Below are 19,027 nucleotides of genomic sequence, written 5' to 3'. Positions count from 1 at the left end.
AACCATGGCCCGCATTCTCACAAACTCACCGTTTGCAACCACCGGTATCCCCATCTCCATCACCGGCCAGTGGAAGCAGCAGCCCAACGGCAGTTACGACATCCAGAAGAACTCAGCCATTCAGCTCTCGAGCGGCCTTTGCCTGATTACTGAGACCAACTGGACGGGTATCCGCCTGAACGTGCCCTGCCTCTTCCTGGCTGAAAAACTCAACTCCGGTGCCCACAGGCTCGGTGAGCTTGTGATCGGTACCCACTACGCCAAGCTTTCCAAAGGCATCATCCTCAACAGCAACGAGGGAACCAGCTATGACATTGATACGACGCTCAATAACTACATGAGCAGCTGGAAGCTACTCAATGATGCAGAAAAGGCCACCTTTCTCAGCGGTACCCAGGCTGCTGTCAGTGGTGCTGTCTGCGGATGGCAATCCACCGCCTTTTTCCTCGATTGCATTACGCCCGGGGGACCATTGCTCCCCGTGTTCTCAGGTCTGCTGGCACTGACGTCCGGTGCTGTGTGCGTGAACGGATTGCAGAACATGAGCGAAGCCGCCAAGATCGCAGCCAAGGAGGCCGTCAGGATGCAGCGCTATTCGGCCGATCTCAATTGGCTGGTTGATCAGATTGGTGGCAACAGCAACACCATTCTCTTTACTCCTCAGATCCACACCTATTGCACATGGATTGCAGGAACCTGTACCGGCATCGAACACATTGCCCGACAAACGGTTGGCAACATTGGGATTTTGTTTAACAACACACCGGGTCTCCAGTTGGCGTCGTGAACTCTCCCTGGCAGGACACCTTTGCTTACCTTTCAGACAGGGGTGCCGACAATGGCATCACGGCGGATGAGCTGATCGCCAGCACACCCACGTTCATCCAACACGATCCCCACGCTGTGATGTCCTTCTGGCAGCAGAAGGACATCAGCCACATCCTGCCCACCAGCAGACATCCTGAACTGGCGGGTGACTTCAACAACTGGATTCCGGAGGACCCAGGGCCCAACAACGCCCGGCAGGATCAGATCATGAGCTGGTACGACCATGCTCAAGCCCAGCTGGACAACTTCCTGGATGCCTACTGGCTGTCCTGAAGATCCACACTGGTCGTTGGCCATGGAACCGCCACGGGTGAAAAGCTCGATGCGGGTCACCCTGTGTCTGGCTCATCCCCGTGGACCAGCCGCTTGGCAGGGTGTGGAAGTAGGTGCCGGCTGGGTCTTTCCCCAGCGCCTGCAGGAAGCGAAAGGGCTCGGAGGGTGCTGGCTCAGCTGTCTACGCCCGGCAGCGCATCAGGCGCTCGATGTCTCGTCTTCGCCTTCGTTACCTGACTGCAGAGGGAGACGATCAAGATCAGCTGGTCAGGAAGAAAACGCTGCTACGACAACATCCTGGAGGAGAGGCTGTGGCGAACAGTCAAGTATGAGGAGGTCTACCTGCGTGCCTACAGCGATGGCTGGGAGGCGGGAATCAGCCTGGCTCGCTTCCTTTGGAGGTACTACCATGTAAGGCCTCACAGCTCCCTGGGAGGCAGCACTCCCCACGAGGTCTGTAATGAGAAACATGTTTCTCCTGCCCGGAGTTGCCTATGTGAGGGCCAAATCTGTCCAAGAAAAGGCACCCACCTAAATGGTTCACAGGGATGAACCCTATTTGAGACGTCGGAGAATTGGGGAACGCTGCATTTCAACTAATCGTGGATCGACACAGATTAGCTGGAAAGTTCTCGAGGAGATGCCCGGAATTTCGAGAATCCCAATCAACCTAAAGCTGGGGCATTAGGATTCAATAGCCCTTTTTTCGTCGCTGAAACCTCCAGCCACAGCGTCTGCCACCTTCACTGTTGCCACGCCCAACCACGTACCAATCCTCGAGTCCCTTCAGTGGTTGTGGTCCAGCTCCTTCCTTCCAGCTCTCATTAGCTTTACGACGGATGGTTGCTTCGTCATAACAACCCAGGTGATGTTTCAACTCCCTTGTGGTGAATACTTTCGGCTCAAGATCAGACGGTTTCACCTGATGCTGGTTGTTCGGTGAGGGGATGATTCGAGCGCTGCTGATTTTCTGGTGAATGCCTCCCGTTGTCGGCAGCCCGAGCTGAGCCTGCAGAAAGGTATGCTCCATCAGATTGAATCGAATGGTTTCATCCAGCTTGAGCCGGGACTCGTTCAACTTCCCCCAAGTGAGAACTTCGCTCAACACATCACGCGCATCCGGAGAGATCCGCTCCTGAATCTTCAAGTTGTTAATCGTCCCGATATCACTGAGTGCACCAAGGGCATCGAATGCGCCCAAGATCTGGCCCATATCCATCCGTGGGAGATTGGGAGTACTGATTTGAGGGACACTCATTAGTGTCTCTTTGCTGACTTCTACAACACGCTGCAGTGCAGTGGTGTGTGACCGCATGAACTCCATCAACCCTCGGGATGGAATGACAGGCTCGCCAAGACGTGAAAATGCCTTCTGCTCAGTTTCTGCAAAGGATTGCAGCGGAAGCGATCCACTGAACTGTGCTGCTAGCTCCTTGGTTCGCACGCACTCAGCCGAGATAGTCCTCCAGATCTCGGCTTCTGTCGCGATGGTCTCACCGATCCCTGCGTGGCAGTGCGAAGCCGGTGAGGGCTCAGGGTGAATCCTGGCCTTACCGCCGACAGCAACGTCCGATTGGGAATTCCTGTCAGCCTGCGGGCTGGCTTGACTGGAACTCCTGGCTTTCACGGGCTGGCCTGGAGGAACCACGACGGTTCTGGGATCGACGGGCTTTGGGGGCAGTCCCTTTGTCACGTGCTTCATTGCCGGCTTGAATTCGCTGTGCCGTGGCGAGGCTCATTTGAGACGGATGATAGCAAGAATCTGCCCGTCTGGGCCCTCGTATGTCCACCAGGGGTGGTGGTACTGATCAAATCCGACCTCTTCCATCCGCTACTGGTGGAGAGCGAGGGGGGGGGGGAGTAGCCGGATTCGTGCTCTCCGAATCTTGGTGTACAAATGGGCCCACGAGCCACCGCCAGTAGGCACTTTGTAGGCATGACATCGCCGGGACCCACTGCCCGGCATGGCCCTCCAGCGGACTTAAAATCCGCAGGCCGCAAGGCTGTGGGGGTTCAAGTCCCCCTGCCCCCATCGGTGAGAGAGGCCCGAAGGGAAGGTTTCCGGTGGAACACCGGCCTCTGGATTTTGGCAAGGGCTGTCATGGGTGTCACTTCGCTAGGCATTGAGATGTGCTGAAACGGCTTCAATCAGCGTTGAGCAAACTCCCAGCGGCTCTGACAACTGGAGCAAGTGGCTCAATACAAAAGATTAGCCGGTTGTTTTGGGGGATGGAATGCGATAGGCGCTAGAATCACTTGATTGGGATCTCGAAGCGCGTGCAACTGCTGAGTTCGCCCTGAAGCAGCAAAATCAGGTGACAAGGTTGCGGCATGCAATGGAACGCCCTCGCGACAAGTAAGCTTTTGCCAAGTCATACCACTAGAGACAATCGTGAGTAGAGAACCGACATCAAGGCATATTCCGATTGAGCACGATAAACCAACCGAAGGCTTTGGGACTGAACCGGGAAACACACACGCAGTATGGCATAATCACAGAAACCCACTGCTTTTATGCAGACAGTCATGGGAAACCCGATCAGCTCAGAAGTAGTCGCCGGTGGATTTGCTCTTGCTGGGGCTCTTCTCGGAGGATTAATCAGCTATGCAACCACCAGGGCTGAGCAGCGATGGGCACGCGCAGAGCGCAACATCGCCAAGCTCTGCGACCAAGTCTCAGCCTATTACCAGCTTGAGCAACTTTACAAGGAAGAATTGGCTCGTCTCGATCCAGAGAGGCGAAGCGCAAAAACGATTATGGAGGACATGCGCACTAGAGTTACTCAATCTGGTGATTTCGAGCGACCAAACATCACTTCACTCGCCGCTAGAACGATTCGACGCGAGTGGACATAGATGGCCTGCAGCAACAAGGCCAGCAGGAGTTGCTCCGGCGGAATTGAGGGGGGCCCTGCCTCGGGATAGAGCTTGCTGAAGGTGGGATTGAGGCGATCCAGCGCCTGATCCCCCAGTCGCCGCACCTGCCGCAGATGATGGGCGTTGGGGATCCGCTCCTCCGTGGAGACATAGGAGAACAGAGGGCCGGTTCTCTCCTGGTGGCCGCGCATCCGCTCAGTGCCGTTGGGCCATTCTCCCGCGGCTGGATGGGATTTTCAGCAGCCTCCTCGTGCGGCAGCGGGGATAGGCCTGCGGGGAGAGAGCCTGCTGCGCAGCTGCGAAACCAGGACACCGGCCCAGACTTGCCAGGGCGGGGCTTCAAGCGATGGGAACCTAATCAGGAAGGGGTTGATAAGGTCCGTTGACGTTCTGGACGAAGCATCGTGGGACAGTCAGAGCCCTGGGTCCTTCGCTCCCGCTGGTTCCGTTGTCTTCTGCATTTGCTGGCCGCTCTGCTGGCGACGCAGCTGCTGGTGGCGGCCCCCCTGGCCCGCGCGGGTGACGCCCCGACTCCTGCCTCCGCTTCCGCCCAGAAGGCCACTCCCCCACCGGCCTACATCGAACTGGATGGCCGCCGGGTGCTGGAGATCCGGGCCGGTGTCGGCGCCCAGAGCCCTGCGCAGATGGCGCGGCGTGGCAGCCAACGGCTGGCCGAGCTGGCCGCCAACTACTCGATCGAGCCCACCCAGATCGTCGTACAGGAGGACCCGCCTTACACCACCATCGGTCTGATGAAGGGCGGCGTGTTTGAGCCCAGGATCTCGGTGGATGACCGCAACGCGGCCCGCTTTCAGCTCAGTCGTCAGCAGCTGGCCCAGCGCTACCTGGAGCAGATTCGCGCGGCGATCGTGCGCTACCGCCAAACCCACCGGCGCTCAGACTGGCTGCGGGGCACCGCTCTGGCCCTGCTCGCCCTTGGCCTTTACATCCTCTGGCTGAGGGGCCAGATGGCCTTGAACCGCCGCCTGGGGCGCTGGATCAACGACCCCGCCAACCACCGGATCCGGGGACTGCAGGTGGGCGGCAACCAGTGGCTCACCGCTGATCAGGAGCGCAGCCTCCTCGATCCCTTGCGCCGGATCGTGCACGGGGCCGTTCTGCTGCTGGTCAGTTATCTCTCCATCCCCCTGTTTCTCGGGCTGTTCCCCCCCACCCAGGCCATCTCCGAAACCCTGCGGGGCCAGATCACTGGCCTGGTGGTGGGCGGTGCACAGGCCGTGACCAAGGCCATCCCCGACCTGATCTCCGTGATGGTGATCCTCGGCCTCTCGGTGCTGCTGATGCGGGCCAGCAATGCCTGGTTCCGGGCGGTGGAGCTGGGCAAGCTGCGTCTGCGCTGGTTCTATCCCGAATGGGCCCGGCCCACAGCCCGGCTGGTGGGGATCGGCATCCTGCTGCTCGGTGTGGTGCTGGCCTACCCCTACATCCCAGGAGCCAACAGCAAGGCCTTCCAGGGGGCTGGCCTGTTCGTGGGGGTGCTGGCAGCCCTGGGCTCGAGTGCCGTGGCCGCCAACCTGATCGGCGGGCTGATGCTCACCTACACCCGGGCCTACCAGGAAGGCGACCGGGTCAACATCAACGGCACCGTCGGCATCGTTCACGACTCCGCCCTGTTGGTGACCCGCCTGCGCACGCCCCACAATGAGGTGGTGAGCATCCCCAACGCCACTGTGCTGGGGGCCTCGATCGTCAATTACAGCCTGGCCCGCCGGGAGATCGCTGAGCCGGTGGTGATCGCCACCACCGTCACCATTGGCTACGACGTGCCCTGGCGCCAGGTTCACCGGCTGATGCTGGAGGCGGCCAGCGCCACCTCAGGCATCAGCCGGGAGATGCCCCCATTCGTGCTCCAGACCTCACTGAACGACTTCCACATCAGCTATGAACTCAACGCCTACGTAGAAGATGTGGACACGTACCGCAGCACCCTTTCGGATCTGCTGGGGGCCGTCCAGGATCAGTTCGCCGAGGCCGGGGTCGAGATCCTTTCGCCGGGGTACCACGCCATGCGCGATGGCAACGGCCTCACTGTGCCCCCCTGGCCGCCTGGGAGCTTCGGCACACCGACCCGCACTCCGCCTGCCGCCGGTTGACGGCTCGAGCCAGCTGCAGCTGGCCTCTGCGCCAGCGGAGGAAGGGAATCAAAAGCAGCACGACGACCAGCAGGTAGGCCAGAACGCCGAGCTTCAGACCGGCCATCCCGGCGCCGTAGGTGGAGGCGGACAGCAGGGCCAGGCCTTTGTGTATCGCGAGTACCTCGAAGGCTGTGATGCTGCGGCCTATCTGGATCGAGAGAAGCCAGCAGACCTTCCCGCCTTGGAGACTGGAAAGCACCTGGTGGAATTCAGCGACCATGGGATTGGCGAGCTGCTCTGAGGGGAGGCACCAAAAGCACCGGAGCATCACAGCGACGACCCGCGAGCCTGACGATCATTAACCCTGACCCGTGGTCAGGAGCTCCCTCATGGTCAGGACGTCGTTTGAGGTATGCGGAGGTTGGTTCGTGGAAGCGCGGCCAGCAACTTCTGCGGGACGGCCACACCTACCTCGACGGTGATGGTGATGGTGATGGCGAGGCTTGCGAACCTCAAAGTCGGATCTGGTGCGAGCCGCCGGTTATGTGAGCACCAAGAAGGACGGCAATGAACGGCTGAACTTCACGGCCTTTTATGCGGCGCTGCTGGAGGCAAAGGGGGTCAGTCTCGGGGAGGGGACTGGCACCAGCAAAGGCAAGGCCGGCCGCTCCTTGAGCTATGTGGCCACTGTGCAGGGCAACGGCAACCTGCTGATCGGCAAGGCCTACACCGCCATGCTCGAACTCCAGCCCGGCAATGAATTCGAGATCAAGCTGGGTCGCAAGCAGATCCGCCTGGTGCCTGTCGGTGGGTCTGACGACGAGGAGTGAACGCGTTGAACCCGTTGGTTGCATGGATGCAGGGTCCATCCCCTGGCCGTGTCTCTCAGCTCGATCGCTCTGCTGACCCCTTGCGCTCATGCTTCTCCTGGTTTCCCTTCCTGAGGATGCCGGCCACAAGGAATCTGCAACGATCCCTCAGGAAGGTGACACCCCCGAAGCAGGTGGCGAACAGGTTCTCGCCTGGTAGTCACAGGCGTAGATCGTCGGCTTTTGCCAGCTGAGCGGGATCTCCAACAGATCCCGGGGTCCACTGATCCCTTGGGCCAGAAAGATCAGCGTGGCCAGCACGTTGGCACTGACATGCAACCGGCGCCAACGCAGGTGCTTGTGGATCTCAGGACGGCAGGCCACAGAGACCAGCATCAGGCCCGTGAGCCCGATGCCGCCCCAGAAGTGCGACTGCCAGAAGGCCAGGCCGAACGGATTGTCGCTGAGACCGCGTTTGCCACTGCCCGACCCCACCGCCTGCTGAGGGAGCGCGAAGATCTGATCCGGGTGCTCAGTGAGGACCCTGACCACTTCAGCATGGCTAGGGGCTGCTGATGACGACCAGCGTTACGAGTGAAACGTCTTGGCCTGAAGCGCGCTTCCTATCCAGTTCCAGCAGCTTCCACAGTGGCCAATGAAATCCTTTCTTGATTGTGGACTCTTGCATTCCATTCCAGTCGTGAATAGTGTGGCTTTCGTAAAAGCGAAGCACGTTGGCCAAGAGACTTCTTTGGACTTTGGCGACGCCTTCAGAGCTGCTTCGGTGCACGCATGACTGATGAAAACGCGCTGATTGCAAGGGCATTGCAAATCTGGGCATCAATATGCCGGCACTCTTGGACGTGTTCGCACGATCGGAGACTGCGAACTATATTAGGATTGCAAAGACTTAAAACCAGTGCAATGAGCCTAGCCAAGATGTCAGCGAAAACGCCAATGAACCGCTTACACTTTGATGAAAAGCTTAGACATTGGCTAAGAGAGAAAGAGGATCGAATCGGTGACACCAAATACGGAGGTACGGCTTGGCTCTGGGTTGTATCCCGGTCAGGCGAACTCTGTCACTTGAATGCTGGAACGAAGCAATCTGGAGTCAAGCAGTACATCGCTTTGCTTGATGTGATGGGTGAGGCATTGGAGTGGGTGCCTGTACAAAGCGCAAAAGGTTCGCTGAAAAAGTTGGCCTTTGGCCCCGACTTGGAAGTTATTCCCGGGTTCTACCTTTACCTCAAGAAACCTCGGGTAGCCGCTGCTGTTATGCCCTGAGGGCGCGATTATCTGGCTCCTACAGGCCCGCCAAACCCCACCCCGATGATCCACCGGCACCCCATCAACCTTCACTGAGCTCGGGGATGGGTGCAGCAACCGGCAAGGGCTGACGCGAGGACCCGAGGGTCCTCCTGCCTGACTTGCAGCAGCCGCTGGGTGGGGATGGTGTTCTACGTCGTTGCTGCCATGGAGCCGACGTCTCCACGCCAACCTGCATCCACCGACGCTCAACTGGCCGCCACGATCGAGGCCTGGCAAGTTGCCTGTGCCCAAGGCTGGTAAGAGCCTGAGCCGGAGTGCCTCCAGGCTGAACCCCGCTTCCTGCCACCGACCAGGGCCTGGTGGGTTCGGCCTGGGATAGCTGGTCCTCCAACCCCTATCTGGTCCGCCAGCAGGTGGAGGAGCAGCCGGGCTTCTATCCCTTTGAGGAGCCCTGAGGCGGCAGTTTCATGCCCGCTGCGCCAGATACCGCAGGCCGTCACGCGGTGGGCAGGGTGTTCGTTGGCTGCGCCTTTCGGTCTGCGGCCGGGTCTTTCAAGGGCTGACGCGAGGGTCTGCGCCCCTTTGTCAAACCCGGACCAGGGTGGCGGGAGCGGTGTTCTTTGGCGCCTCAGGCATGAAAAACCGCTCGTTCAAGATCACCTGCTGGGGGTGGCTCTACCGCCACACGCGTCACCTGCGCTGGTTGGTGGCATTGACCTGGACCCGCAATCCTTTCCTCGCCGGCTCGCCATCGAGCTGGAACTGCGCCGCTGCGAAGGCAACTGGAAGCTGCCCTAGCGACCTCTGGCGGAACCCCTTGATGAGGGGCCTGCTGGAGACCCGCGCCTGCGGGGCCCACTAGCGCCAGTCTTGTAGCGCCAATCTTGGCTTGACAATAACAATTCTCGAGAGCTTACATGCCCATTGCCAAAATGAGCCTGACCAATAGAGAGACGGTGACAGAATTAACGTGGAAAGATGATTAGTAACTGCAATTGGCAACTGAGTATTTATTATTGCTGGCATTCACCCTACCTGCTTCATAGTCACATTTCATGATGGCGTTCTTCCTTCGCGGGATGTTGATTGCACTAGGATTGTTTCGAAATACCTGAGTCATGAGATCCGCGAACGTACCAGTTTTCAACGAAATGAAGCTCTTCCCGCCACGTCTGCTTTCCACCATCATTTCTTTCGAGTTGAATCGGACAAAGGCAATCGTTCCCTTGCTGGGATCAATCTGGACTGCCCAAAAGATGCCGTACAGCAGCGCATTGACATCAATGATGGGTACATTAACTCTGTTGCGATTGTAGATCTCCTGTTTCCAGTTTCTAAGGTCATCCCATGTGTTACTGGCGTCACAGTGGCCGTTGAGCTTCTCGGGTGAGCTGCGGTTGTCACATCCGTAGTGTCCATGGATAACAGCAGCGATGTTCATGTCTGCTGCAACTTGCTCAAACTCTGGTGACATTGTGCCATCTAACCTGTGGGAAAAGAGGATTACCGGTAGGTCTAGGCGTCCTTCACTGGATAGCTTATCTCGAATTCTTTTGAGGTACCTCGTAGAGGTCGTCGAGTAAAGCTCGTTGTGCAGCTGGACCAAGAGAACACCCGGTTTCGGATTTGGTGTACTCCAGAAATTCAAGTTGAATGAGAAGTTATATGTTGGCTTATTGAGCTCAATCGCGTAGTAATAGGCATCCTCATTCATGCAGTACCAAGCATCACCGTATCCGAAGGAGCCGCAACTCGTCAGCATATTGTTATACCTGCCATCCTTAAGGGAAGTAGCGGCTCTCCAGATAATGTCATCCTGAGAAGGTTTTTCTTCATTGTCAATCTGACTAAGGAATAGATCGTAGACACGCCAGCCTAAAAATCTAGGGGCAACAAAGTTATGCCCCTCAATCTCCGGCAAGCTCATTGGCTTGGCCCGGTCGTCGGAAGCAAGGGAGCCCATATGGTACAAACCTCGTGGACTGTCGAAACTCACCCAGTCATCAGCGAAGTTATCGTTATCATGATTGCCAAGGCCATCAAATACCTTGATGCCGAGTTTCTCGATTGGGAGATGGAATACTTCGCCGTATTTTCGGGCTTTGTCGGGTTTGTCGTGGGACAGATCACCAGCAACAACGAGGACCTTGCTACAGTCCGTGCAATGATTCAACATACGGGCTGCGCGCAAGCCGGTTTCAGTGGCTAGGGCATCATCACCAAAACTGTACTGTGGATCCGCACCGACGAAGAAGGTGATCGGTTCGGCCTTGGCGGTTGCATGAAGCAGGCCGAGCGCCATGGCGAGGAGAACAACGGACTTCCTCAGTTCCAAATCTTCTCCTTTTTAATACTTTCTCATTTTAGCAGATTATTGATTCTGTACTCTCAGCTACACGTTCCCTTGATTCTTGCTGGAGCAAGTCGAGGAACTGCCGGGCTTTGACTCCTACGAGCTCAACTGAGGATCAAGCCAACGCGTTGGTTACAGCTGCGGTTCCATGGCCGCTGCGCCCGATATCGCAGGCCGTCACGCGGTAGGCAGGGTGTTCGTTGGCTGCACCTCTGGATCTGCAGCCAGGTCCGCCAAGGGTTTTGCATGGACAAGCGGCTCCCTTGACGGACCCGGCCACGGGATGCGAAAGCCTCCCAGCCCACAGGAGCCAGACTCCAGGCAGCGATTGCTGACCTCGGCGAATGACTGGTTGGATGGACTACAGCCTCGTCAGCCTGGCCGGGGCCGTCTGTGCCTTTCTGAACACCCTGGCCTCCAGCGGGTCTGCGGTGAGCCTGCCGATGCTGATCTCCCTGGGCATGGATCCGGAGATGGCCAACGCCACCAACCGCCTGCCGGTGATCGTGGGCTGCACCACGGCCGTTGCCACCTTCGCGCAAGCCGGTGCCCTGCCCTGGCGGATGGCCCTGCGGGTGGCCGGCCCGGCGACGCTCGGCAGTGTGGCTGGTGCCTTGCTGGCCGATGCGATACCGGCGCGGAATCTGGGGCTGGCGATCACGGCTGCCGTACTGGTGGCCCTGATCCTCCTGTTCACCAAACTGAAGGCCGCCCTGAACCAGCCGCCCCAGGAATCGGCCCGGTTCAGTCTCAAGGAAGCGCTGATCTTCTTCGGCATCGGCACCTGGGTGGGGTTCATCGTGCTCGACGGCGCCACTTACCTTCTCCTGGCTCTCGTGCTTGTGGTGCGCCTCCCCCTCACGGCGGCCAACGCCGTCAAGAACCTGGTACTGATTCCAACCACCCTGGTGTCTCTGCTGGTGTTTGCCCGCGATGGCCATGTGGCCTGGCTGCCCGGCGGCGCCATGGCATTCGGCAGCATCGGCGGCGGCATGCTGGCTGCTCGCCTCGCCCTGTTGCCGGCCGCCCGGGTCTGGGTGTTTCGCCTGTTGGTGGTGGTGATCGCAGGGGAACTGATCCAGATCAGCCAGCACTTCCTGCACCGCCCTGCCTGAAGCCTGGTCGTCTAGCTCTGCAGCGCGCCCAGGTTGATGCTCCCGCCCGTGGCGCGGGTTGGTATCGAGCAGCTCAAGGGGCAAGCCATGCTGGGCTGGTCCAGGTGGGTGTTTGGCTTCTGAGCAACCGGCACAACACAAGGACGATTGAGGTGAAGTGGCACTGCAGAGGCCATTGTCCGTGACGTTGTTGAGTGAGCGAGAAGCACCGCTCACCGATGGGCCAGTGGCTGGACGGCCATGTTGCCGGCAGTCATCGTGGCGCCATCAGCCATCCCGGAGTTCCTCTCCTTGTTGGCCTTGATCCCTTGCGGGGCGTTGACGTTCAAGCAGTTGCTGCTCAAGGGTGGCGATGTGCTCGCGCAGAGCCCGTTCCCGCTCCTCCACGTCTGTTGCCGTGAAGCGGGGCGTGATGAATTGGGGGCAGTTCCAGTCGAAGGCCACCACCTTGAGGCGAAACAGGCGCTCCACTGCACCGGCCTCAGCATCCTGCGCCCGCAACCACGTCGCCTGGTTTGGCGCTGGATGCACGTGAAGTGGAACCACTTCAGCCTCAGCATCGATTTTGAGCCGTCGCCTGGCGCCGTAATCCATCAGGAACAGGGCCACTCGCGGATCGGCTCGCACATGACCGGTGGAGAGCAGTTGCCTGTTGCCGGCGTAATCGGCAAATCCCAGGGTGCGCTCATCAATCACCCGCAGGAAGCCCACCGGCCCACCTCGGTGCTGGATGTAGGGAGCACCCGATTCGGTGAGGCTGGCGAGATAGAAACTGTCGCGGGCACGGATGAAGGCGACCTCCCGTGCCCCCAGCCGATCTGGTTGCGGTGCCATCGGGCCAGCCTGGCTCTGCCCGTAGGCCTGAAGCTGCGCCGCTGCCACCGCTGGAGTGAGATGGCGATGCAGGTAGTGCTCGGTCATGGCTACAGGCTCAGCTCCGCATCAAGGCCAGCGATCGGGGCATAGCCCGGCAGCGCCTGAATCCGCCGGATCCAGGCCAGGACATTGGGATAGGGCGTGAGATCGATCCCCCCCTCTCCTGCCAAAGCTATGTAGGGGAACACGGCGATGTCCGCGATCGTCGGCCGTTCCAGCTCCAGCCACTGGCGATCGCTCAGGTGCCGGTCGAGTTGTCCGAGGATGAAGCTGGACTTCTCCTGGGCGTGCTCGATCGAAAGGCTTTTCACCCCGAAGCGGTGAAACAGCCGGGCGTTTTCGGGGCCTTGCCGTACCTCACCGGCGGCCGTGGAGAGCCAGCGCACCACCTTGGCCTGCTCGTAAGGGTCGACGGGAAGCCACTGACCATCCCCTTGTCGGGCTGCCAGGTAGTAAAGGATCGCCTGGGCATCGGAAAGGACGCTGGCCCCCTCTTCCAGAACGGGTACCTGGCCGAAGGGGTTGAGCGCCAGGAAGGGGGGTTGCTTGTGTTCTCCCTTCATCAGATCGACACGCACCCACTCGTAGGGCACGCCAAGAAGGTCGAGCAGGAGGCGCACCTTGGCGCTGTTGCCGGAGAGTTCATGGCCGTGGAGACGAAGCATGGTGAAGCGAGCAGTGGGGTGGAGGCGCGCGCAGAAGCAGGGGAGAGGCAAGGCCCCGAAACAGAACCGAAACCCGGCCCGCCGGAAGTAGACCGACCTGTCTGAACACCAGAAAGTTAGCAGACTGTTCTGTCTATCGCCTACGGTTGGCTCAGATCGTGACCGCCATGGCTGAGAGGGCCGCCAGCACCAAGCCAGCACCAGGCAGAACCCGTACGGCCAGGGCCTCGGCCAAGCGCGAAGACCTGTTGAACACGGCACAGGAGCTGTTTGCCCGCCAGGGCTACCGGGCCGTGGGGATCGACACGCTGCTCGCCGAAGCTGGCGTGGCCAAAATGACCCTTTACAAGCAGTTCGGCTCGAAGGAAGAGCTGATCGCCGCCGTGCTCGAGCGCCTGGCCGGCCAGATCACCAGCAGCCTCACCACCCGCCTCACGCAGGCAAAGGGGGGAAGCCATGGCCGGGTTCTGGCGGTGTTCGACTGGCTGGCCGATTGGGTGCGTTCCCCCACCTTCCACGGCTGCCTGTTCATCAAAGCGGCCAGCGAATACCCCGACGCAGGTGATCGTCCACGCCAGGCCGCGGAAGCCTTCAAGGCCAGCTGCCGGGAGCTGCTGACAGGGCAGTGCCGCGACCTGGGCGTCGCTGATCCAGAGCGCCTCGCCTCACACCTTCACCTCTTACTGGAGGGTGCCCTGGTGCTGTGCTTCCTGGAGCGCGATTCCAGAGCTGCCATCCACGCCCGGGAAGCTGCCGCGGTTCTCCTCAACGCCGCCTGAGAGCAAGCCTGCCCTTCAAGCCTGGAACACCGGGGTGGTGGATCCGACCAGCCCGTACGCCCCCAGCAACACCCCAGAGTGGCTGGCAGGGAAGGAGTTTCGGGGAGCGATGCTGGTGGCAAAAGAAGTCCTGAACCTGCGGAGCTTGGCGGTGGCCCGGGCAGAGGGGATTCGGCCACAGCCCGGGGTTCCTGGTGCTGGTGACAGGGCTGAACATCGCCCAGATGTCGGCCCGGGCCCATGCGGCGCCTGGGCCATCGCGGCGTGCCCTGGAGGCCCTGCTGCCGCCCCTGCAGCGGCTGTTCGCTGGCTCGGCTGGGGAGGGAACAGTGTGCTGATGAGCGTCCTGACCACGGCAGCGGCAAGCCTGCTCGCTGTGGCGATGATGGCCCCTTTGGCGCCCGCCATGGCGAACCAGGCCAGCCCCGCGGGGTCCACGCAGCCGCTCCCGTCCTGGCGGGACGGTGCCACCCGATCGCGGATCCTGGCCTTCGTCGCCAGCGTCAGCCAGCCGGGGGGAGAGAGCTATCTGCCACCCGAGGAGCGCATCGCCGTCTTCGACAACGACGGCACGCTTTGGCCTGAGCAGCCGATGTACGTGCAGCTGGCCTTCGCGATCGAGCGGGCCCGCGCCCTGGTGGCCCAACAGCCCGGGCTCGCCACCAACCCGGTCATCGCCGCCGCAACCGCTACCGGCAACGGGGAGGCCGTGCTCCCCATGGGCATCAAGGGCCTGCTGGAACTCGTGGGGATCACCCATGCCGGCATGAGCACGGAGGCGTTCCGCGATCAGGTGCGCGCGTGGCTGGACAGCGCCTGCCACCCGACCCTGCAGCGGCCTTACACCGACCTCACCTACCAGCCGATGCAGGAGCTGCTGCAGCACCTGCGTGCCAATGGATTCCGCACCTACATCGTGTCGGCCGGCGGCGTGGAGTTCATGCGGGTGTTCGCCGAGCAGGCCTACGGCATCCCTCCGGAGCAGGTGATCGGCTCCAGCGTCGTCACCACCTATGCCCGCGAGGGCGGTTTGCCGGTGATCCAGCGCCACAGCAAGATGCAGACCATCGCCGATCGGGCCATGAAGCCGGTCCTGATCGAGCAGCTGATCGGCCGCAGGCCGGTCGCCGCTTTCGGCAACTCCGACGGCGATCTGGAGATGCTCGAGTGGGTCACGAGCCAGCCCGGGCAACGGCTGGGAGTGATCGTTCACCACGACGACGCCGAGCGGGAGGTGGCCTACGACCGGGAGTCGGCCTTCGGCCGTCTCGATCGGGCCTTGAACGAGGCGCCCCGGCGGGGCTGGACGGTGGTGAGCATGCGCAACGACTGGGCCAGCGTGTTCGCGGCCCCACCAGCGGCAAGCGGATCAGGAGGGGGAGTGGTCGAGCGCTGTGCCGTGCCCCCCGCGAGCCAACCCGCGGCGGCTGGAGAGCGTGGCACTGGGAAGCTCCCCGAACAGCCGGCGGTAATCCCGGGCGAAATGCCCCGCATTGAGGAAGCCCCACGAGGCCGCCAACCCTGAGATCGTTGCGCTGCCCGGCTGGGCCTCCAGCAGCCCGCGGCGCACACCATGCAGCCGCTGCAGCTTGAAGTAAGCCATCGGGCCCATGCCCAGGTGCTCCCGGAACCCCTGGATCAGGGTGCGTCGCCCCACATACATCTCACGGCAGAGCGCCTCCAGGCTGATCGGCTCGAGCGGATGCTCCTCCGTCCAGCGCTGCACCTGCTTGACAAGTTCGATCCGCGCCGGCGGGCGGTCGGGCCAGCCCTGCTGCCTGAGGCCCTGCTCCAGAGCGTCAACGAGCAGTGGGAGGAGACCCTCTGCACTTCCTTCAGGTTCTGACGGTGCTGGCACAGAGGGTGTCTTCGAATGGAGGGGCAGCAGATTGAGCAACCAGCGCTGGAGCGGCGTGCGGCTGGCGGCGTCAATGGGCAGCACATTGAAGCGGAAGGGCGCCGATCCCAGATCGAGGCTCCCCTTGCCGCTGCTCCAACGCGTCAGCATGCCGGGGTTGACCATCACCACGGCCAGATCCATCCGCTCAGGCGTGGAGAGATGGACATCCGCCTGGGGATCGAGTCCGAACAACGCATCGGCACCGACGGCGGTGCCGTGGGCCCGCAGGGGTGTCGCGTTGCGGTCGGACACCAGGTTCAGTGCCATCAGCCGTTGGTCGCGTGGCTTGCCGCCAGCCACGTGCAGACAACGGTTGACCTGAAGCCGCAGCAACCGCAGCGGCCCGAGCTGGCGGGTGACCAGGCGGCCGCTGAGGTTGCCGTTGGAGAGCTGAAGCAGGCGCAGATCCAGGCCCGCCGCTCGCAGCTGGGTTTCGAGCTCCTCGACAGCCTCGAACCGGTGGAGCGGAGCCATCGAAGCTTGCACTTTTTGAGTGGCCCCACCCTGCCATGGGCAGCAGGTTGTAGCTGAGTTCATCAGCGTGCCGGGGCTGCATCCTTCTCCAGCCCCGGGCCCGCCTCCTCAACACCAGCCTCCACCTGCCATGCCCAACGGACAACCCAACATCCTGATCCTCTGGGGCGATGACATCGGCCAGAGCAACCTGAGTTGCTACAGCGATGGGCTGATGGGCTATCAGACCCCCAACATCGACCGTGTCGCCAAGGAGGGCGGGCGCTTCATCCATTACTACGCCGAGCAGAGCTGCACCGCCGGGCGGGCCGCCTTCATCTCCGGCCAGAGCGTGTTCCGCACCGGTCTGAGCAAGGTGGGGCTGCCGGGCGCCGAGCTGGGCTACCGCGCCGAAGACCCCACCATCGCCGAACTGCTCCAACCGCTGGGCTACCGCACCGGCCAGTTCGGCAAGAACCACTTCGGCGACCGCGACGAGCATCTGCCGACGATGCACGGCTTCGACGAGTTCTTCGGCAACCTTTACCACCTCAATGCTGAGGAGGAACCGGAGCTGCGCGATTATCCCAAGCCGGAAGACTTCCCCGATTTCCAGAAGAACTTCGGCCCCCGCGGCGTGCTGCACTGCTGGGCCAACGGTGATGGCACCCAGCGGATCGAGAACACCGGCCCGCTCACCAAGAAGCGGATGGAGAACTGCGACGAGGAGTTCATGGCCGAAGCCAAGCGCTTCATCCGTGATGCCGTGGCCTCAGGAGAGCCCTTCTTCGTGTGGTTCAACACCACCCACATGCACTTCCGCACCCACGCACGGCCCCAGGATCTGGGCCAGTCGGGGCGGTGGCAGTCGGAGTACCACGACGTGATGATCTATCACGACAACTGCATCGGCGAGATGCTCGACCTGCTCGATGAGCTGGGCATCACCGATGACACGATCGTGATGTACAGCACCGACAACGGGCCCCACATGAACAGCTGGCCCGATGCCGGCATGACCCCGTTCCGCAACGAGAAGAACTCCAACTGGGAAGGGGCCTACCGGGTACCGGCCCTGGTGCGCTGGCCCGGGAAGATCGCGCCCGGCACGCTCTACACCGGCATCGTCAGCCATCTCGACTGGCTGCCCACCCTGCTGGCGGCGGCCGGCGAACCCCAGATCAAGGAGAAGCTCCTGGAGGGCCACACGGTGGGCTCCAAGACCTTCAAGATCCACCTGGATGGCTACAACATGCTCGACTACTGGACGGGCCAGAGCGATAAGAGCCCCCGGGTTGAATTCTTCTACTTCTCCGACGACGGCGACCTCACCGGCCTGCGCTACGACAACTGGAAGTTCGTGTTCATGGAGCAGCGCGCCACCGGCACGCTGCAGGTCTGGGCCGAGCCCTTCACGCCGCTGCGGGTGCCGAAGATCTTCAACCTGCTCACCGATCCCTATGAGCGGGCCGACATCACCTCCAACACCTATTGGGACTGGATGCTCGACCACGCCTTCGCCCTGGTGCCGGCCCAGGTGATCGCGGGGCGGTTCCTGGCCACCTTCCAGGAGTATCCGCCCCGGCAGAAGGCGGCGAGCTTCTCGCTGGAGGAGGTGATCGCGAAGATGACCTCCGCAGCGAGCGGCGGCCACTGAGCAACGCAGCGTTCCGCGGAGTCGCCATGGCCTCGAACCGTTCCCCTGCCCCGGCTCTCCGGCCGGGGCGACCGCCGGCGCGGGACATGGCCTGGATCCCCGCGGGCACGTTCCTGATGGGCTCCAACCACCACTACCCGGAGGAGGCTCCGGCCCACCGGGTGGCGCTGGAGGGCTTCTGGATCGACCGTGCTCCGGTCACCAACGCCCAGTTCCTCAAGTTCGTGAAGGCCACCGGCCACCGCACCCTGGCCGAGCGGCCGGCCGATCCGGCCCTCTATCCCGAGGCGCCACCAGAGCGGCTGGCGCCCGCTTCGATCGTGTTCGTGCCCCCGCCCGGGCCGGTGGGAACGGACGATCCCTACCGCTGGTGGCAGTACATCCCCGGCGCCGACTGGCGCCACCCGGAGGGCCCCGGCAGCTCAATCAGGAACCGCCCGCTGCATCCGGTGGTGCATGTGGCCCATGAGGATGCGGCCGCTTATGCCGCCTGGTGCGGCAAACAGTTGCCGAGCGAAGCCGAATGGGAGCGGGCCGCCTGGGGCGGCCGTGAAGGCTGCGAGTTCGCCTGGGGGGATGCGCTGCACCCGGAGGGCCGCCCGGTGGCGAACACTTTCCAGGGCGACTTCCCCCACCACAACAGCCTGCTCGACGGCTATGCCGGCACCTCACCGGTGGGCGCCTTTCCTGCCAACGGCTTCGGGCTGCTCGATTGCATCGGCAACGTGTGGGAGTGGACCGATAGCTGGTACGGCCCCCACCCGCACCAAGCCGATGGGGCGTTACCGGCTGAGGCCAGCAGCGGCTGCTGCGCCGAAGCGGCTGCCGCCCGGGAGGCCAGCATCGACCCCGCCAGCCAGCACGGAACGATGCCCCGCAAGGTGGTGAAGGGCGGCTCGTTTCTGTGCGCCCCCAGCTATTGCCGTCGCTACCGGCCGGCGGCGCGCATGGCCCAGGGCATCGACACCTCCACCGGCCACATGGGCTTTCGCTGCATCGTGCGGCCCTGAAGCCATGGCGCCGCCATCCCTTTCTGTCAGCTGATTTCCACCCCTTGGCTGACGCCTGCCGCAA

Annotated in this window: 17 protein-coding genes, 1 tRNA gene and 3 pseudogenes; 13 read left to right on the top strand and 8 right to left on the bottom strand. The window is 61.8% G+C overall.

Annotated features, from left to right (window positions below; all coding sequences use genetic code 11):
* The first annotated feature begins 4 nt into the window (after window positions 1–4).
* From KBY86_RS02205 to KBY86_RS02195, 3 genes are all read left to right on the top strand, one after another.
* The gene (locus KBY86_RS02205) at window positions 5–787 is read left to right on the top strand and encodes a hypothetical protein (RefSeq protein WP_255139998.1); all 783 of its coding nucleotides are present in this window, start codon (window positions 5–7) and stop codon (window positions 785–787) included.
* On the top strand, window positions 784–1,101 hold the full coding sequence (locus KBY86_RS02200; RefSeq protein WP_255139996.1) for a hypothetical protein: 318 nt from the start codon (window positions 784–786) through the stop codon (window positions 1,099–1,101). The genes KBY86_RS02205 and KBY86_RS02200 overlap by 4 nt, the downstream gene beginning before the upstream one ends.
* 237 nt (window positions 1,102–1,338) lie before the next feature.
* Window positions 1,339–1,653 carry a transposase gene (locus KBY86_RS02195; protein WP_255140074.1) on the top strand — a complete coding sequence of 105 codons (315 nt, stop codon included), beginning with the start codon at window positions 1,339–1,341 and terminating at the stop codon, window positions 1,651–1,653.
* Between the two features lie 139 nt (window positions 1,654–1,792).
* Here the strand turns inward: KBY86_RS02195 and KBY86_RS02190 are convergent, their stop codons facing one another.
* Window positions 1,793–2,794: a hypothetical protein gene (locus KBY86_RS02190; protein ID WP_255139995.1), complete on the bottom strand. Its 1,002-nt coding sequence runs from the start codon at window positions 2,792–2,794 to the stop codon at window positions 1,793–1,795.
* A 155-nt stretch (window positions 2,795–2,949) separates the two neighbouring features.
* On the opposite strand from KBY86_RS02190, the gene KBY86_RS02185 reads away from it, so the two are divergent.
* Window positions 2,950–3,133 (top strand) — tRNA-Leu (locus KBY86_RS02185).
* Window positions 3,134–3,929: 796 nt separating this feature from the next.
* Here the strand turns inward: KBY86_RS02185 and KBY86_RS02180 are convergent.
* A pseudogene (locus tag KBY86_RS02180) lies at window positions 3,930–4,169 on the bottom strand (IS5/IS1182 family transposase); the annotation flags it as partial.
* Window positions 4,170–4,439: 270 nt separating this feature from the next.
* Here KBY86_RS02180 and KBY86_RS02175 point away from each other — a divergent pair.
* Window positions 4,440–6,092 carry a mechanosensitive ion channel family protein gene (locus KBY86_RS02175; protein ID WP_255099586.1) on the top strand — a complete coding sequence of 551 codons (1,653 nt, stop codon included), beginning with the start codon at window positions 4,440–4,442 and terminating at the stop codon, window positions 6,090–6,092.
* Here KBY86_RS02175 and KBY86_RS02170 read toward each other — a convergent pair.
* A complete protein-coding gene (locus KBY86_RS02170; protein WP_255099587.1) occupies window positions 6,025–6,354 on the bottom strand; it encodes a hypothetical protein in 330 nt (109 codons plus the stop codon). The genes KBY86_RS02175 and KBY86_RS02170 overlap by 68 nt on opposite strands.
* A gap of 223 nt (window positions 6,355–6,577) precedes the next feature.
* Here KBY86_RS02170 and KBY86_RS02165 point away from each other — a divergent pair, with 223 nt between their 5' ends.
* Complete coding sequence (locus KBY86_RS02165) at window positions 6,578–6,904, top strand: AbrB family transcriptional regulator (protein WP_255099588.1); 327 nt, start codon at window positions 6,578–6,580, stop codon at window positions 6,902–6,904.
* 147 nt (window positions 6,905–7,051) lie between these two features.
* Here the strand turns inward: KBY86_RS02165 and KBY86_RS02160 are convergent.
* Window positions 7,052–7,351: pseudogene (locus tag KBY86_RS02160) on the bottom strand (DUF4079 domain-containing protein); the annotation flags it as partial.
* Window positions 7,352–7,675: 324 nt separating this feature from the next.
* On the opposite strand from KBY86_RS02160, the gene KBY86_RS02155 reads away from it, so the two are divergent.
* The gene (locus KBY86_RS02155; RefSeq protein ID WP_255139994.1) at window positions 7,676–8,170 is read left to right on the top strand and encodes a hypothetical protein; all 495 of its coding nucleotides are present in this window, start codon (window positions 7,676–7,678) and stop codon (window positions 8,168–8,170) included.
* A 967-nt stretch (window positions 8,171–9,137) separates the two neighbouring features.
* On the opposite strand, the gene KBY86_RS02150 is transcribed toward KBY86_RS02155, so the two are convergent.
* Window positions 9,138–10,457 (bottom strand): hypothetical protein, encoded by a 1,320-nt coding sequence (locus KBY86_RS02150; RefSeq protein WP_255139993.1) that lies wholly within the window; start codon window positions 10,455–10,457, stop codon window positions 9,138–9,140.
* Window positions 10,458–10,864: 407 nt separating this feature from the next.
* Here KBY86_RS02150 and KBY86_RS02145 point away from each other — a divergent pair, with 407 nt between their 5' ends.
* The gene (locus KBY86_RS02145; protein WP_255139992.1) at window positions 10,865–11,623 is read left to right on the top strand and encodes a sulfite exporter TauE/SafE family protein; all 759 of its coding nucleotides are present in this window, start codon (window positions 10,865–10,867) and stop codon (window positions 11,621–11,623) included.
* Window positions 11,624–11,890: 267 nt separating this feature from the next.
* On the opposite strand, the gene KBY86_RS02140 is transcribed toward KBY86_RS02145, so the two are convergent.
* Both KBY86_RS02140 and KBY86_RS02135 read right to left on the bottom strand, forming a co-directional pair.
* Entirely contained in the window at window positions 11,891–12,544 is a 654-nt protein-coding gene (locus KBY86_RS02140; RefSeq protein ID WP_255099591.1) for a pyridoxamine 5'-phosphate oxidase family protein, read from the bottom strand.
* A gap of 2 nt (window positions 12,545–12,546) precedes the next feature.
* On the bottom strand, window positions 12,547–13,164 hold the full coding sequence (locus KBY86_RS02135; RefSeq protein ID WP_255139991.1) for a glutathione S-transferase family protein: 618 nt from the start codon (window positions 13,162–13,164) through the stop codon (window positions 12,547–12,549).
* Window positions 13,165–13,331: 167 nt separating this feature from the next.
* On the opposite strand from KBY86_RS02135, the gene KBY86_RS02130 reads away from it, so the two are divergent.
* From KBY86_RS02130 to KBY86_RS02120, 3 genes are all read left to right on the top strand, one after another.
* A complete protein-coding gene (locus tag KBY86_RS02130) occupies window positions 13,332–13,943 on the top strand; it encodes a TetR/AcrR family transcriptional regulator (protein WP_255139990.1) in 612 nt (203 codons plus the stop codon).
* A 200-nt stretch (window positions 13,944–14,143) separates the two neighbouring features.
* A complete protein-coding gene (locus KBY86_RS02125) occupies window positions 14,144–14,281 on the top strand; it encodes a hypothetical protein (protein WP_255099594.1) in 138 nt (45 codons plus the stop codon).
* Window positions 14,281–15,468 (top strand): HAD family phosphatase, encoded by a 1,188-nt coding sequence (locus tag KBY86_RS02120; protein WP_255139989.1) that lies wholly within the window; start codon window positions 14,281–14,283, stop codon window positions 15,466–15,468. Before KBY86_RS02125 ends, KBY86_RS02120 begins: the two co-directional genes overlap by 1 nt.
* Here KBY86_RS02120 and KBY86_RS02115 read toward each other — a convergent pair.
* Window positions 15,436–15,606 (bottom strand): annotated as a pseudogene (locus tag KBY86_RS02115) (helix-turn-helix domain-containing protein); the annotation flags it as partial. The gene KBY86_RS02120 and the pseudogene KBY86_RS02115 sit on opposite strands and share 33 nt — an antisense overlap.
* A gap of 841 nt (window positions 15,607–16,447) precedes the next feature.
* Between KBY86_RS02115 and KBY86_RS02110 the strand changes: the two are divergent.
* Both KBY86_RS02110 and KBY86_RS02105 read left to right on the top strand, forming a co-directional pair.
* Window positions 16,448–17,953 carry an arylsulfatase gene (locus KBY86_RS02110; RefSeq protein ID WP_255139988.1) on the top strand — a complete coding sequence of 502 codons (1,506 nt, stop codon included), beginning with the start codon at window positions 16,448–16,450 and terminating at the stop codon, window positions 17,951–17,953.
* A gap of 86 nt (window positions 17,954–18,039) precedes the next feature.
* On the top strand, window positions 18,040–18,963 hold the full coding sequence (locus KBY86_RS02105; protein ID WP_255139987.1) for a formylglycine-generating enzyme family protein: 924 nt from the start codon (window positions 18,040–18,042) through the stop codon (window positions 18,961–18,963).
* Window positions 18,964–19,027: the final 64 nt, after the last annotated feature.

It is taken from the genome of Synechococcus sp. Lug-A, assembly GCF_024345655.1.
GTDB lineage: Bacteria > Cyanobacteriota > Cyanobacteriia > PCC-6307 > Cyanobiaceae > MW101C3.
This window is presented reverse-complemented; position numbering and strand designations above follow the sequence as displayed.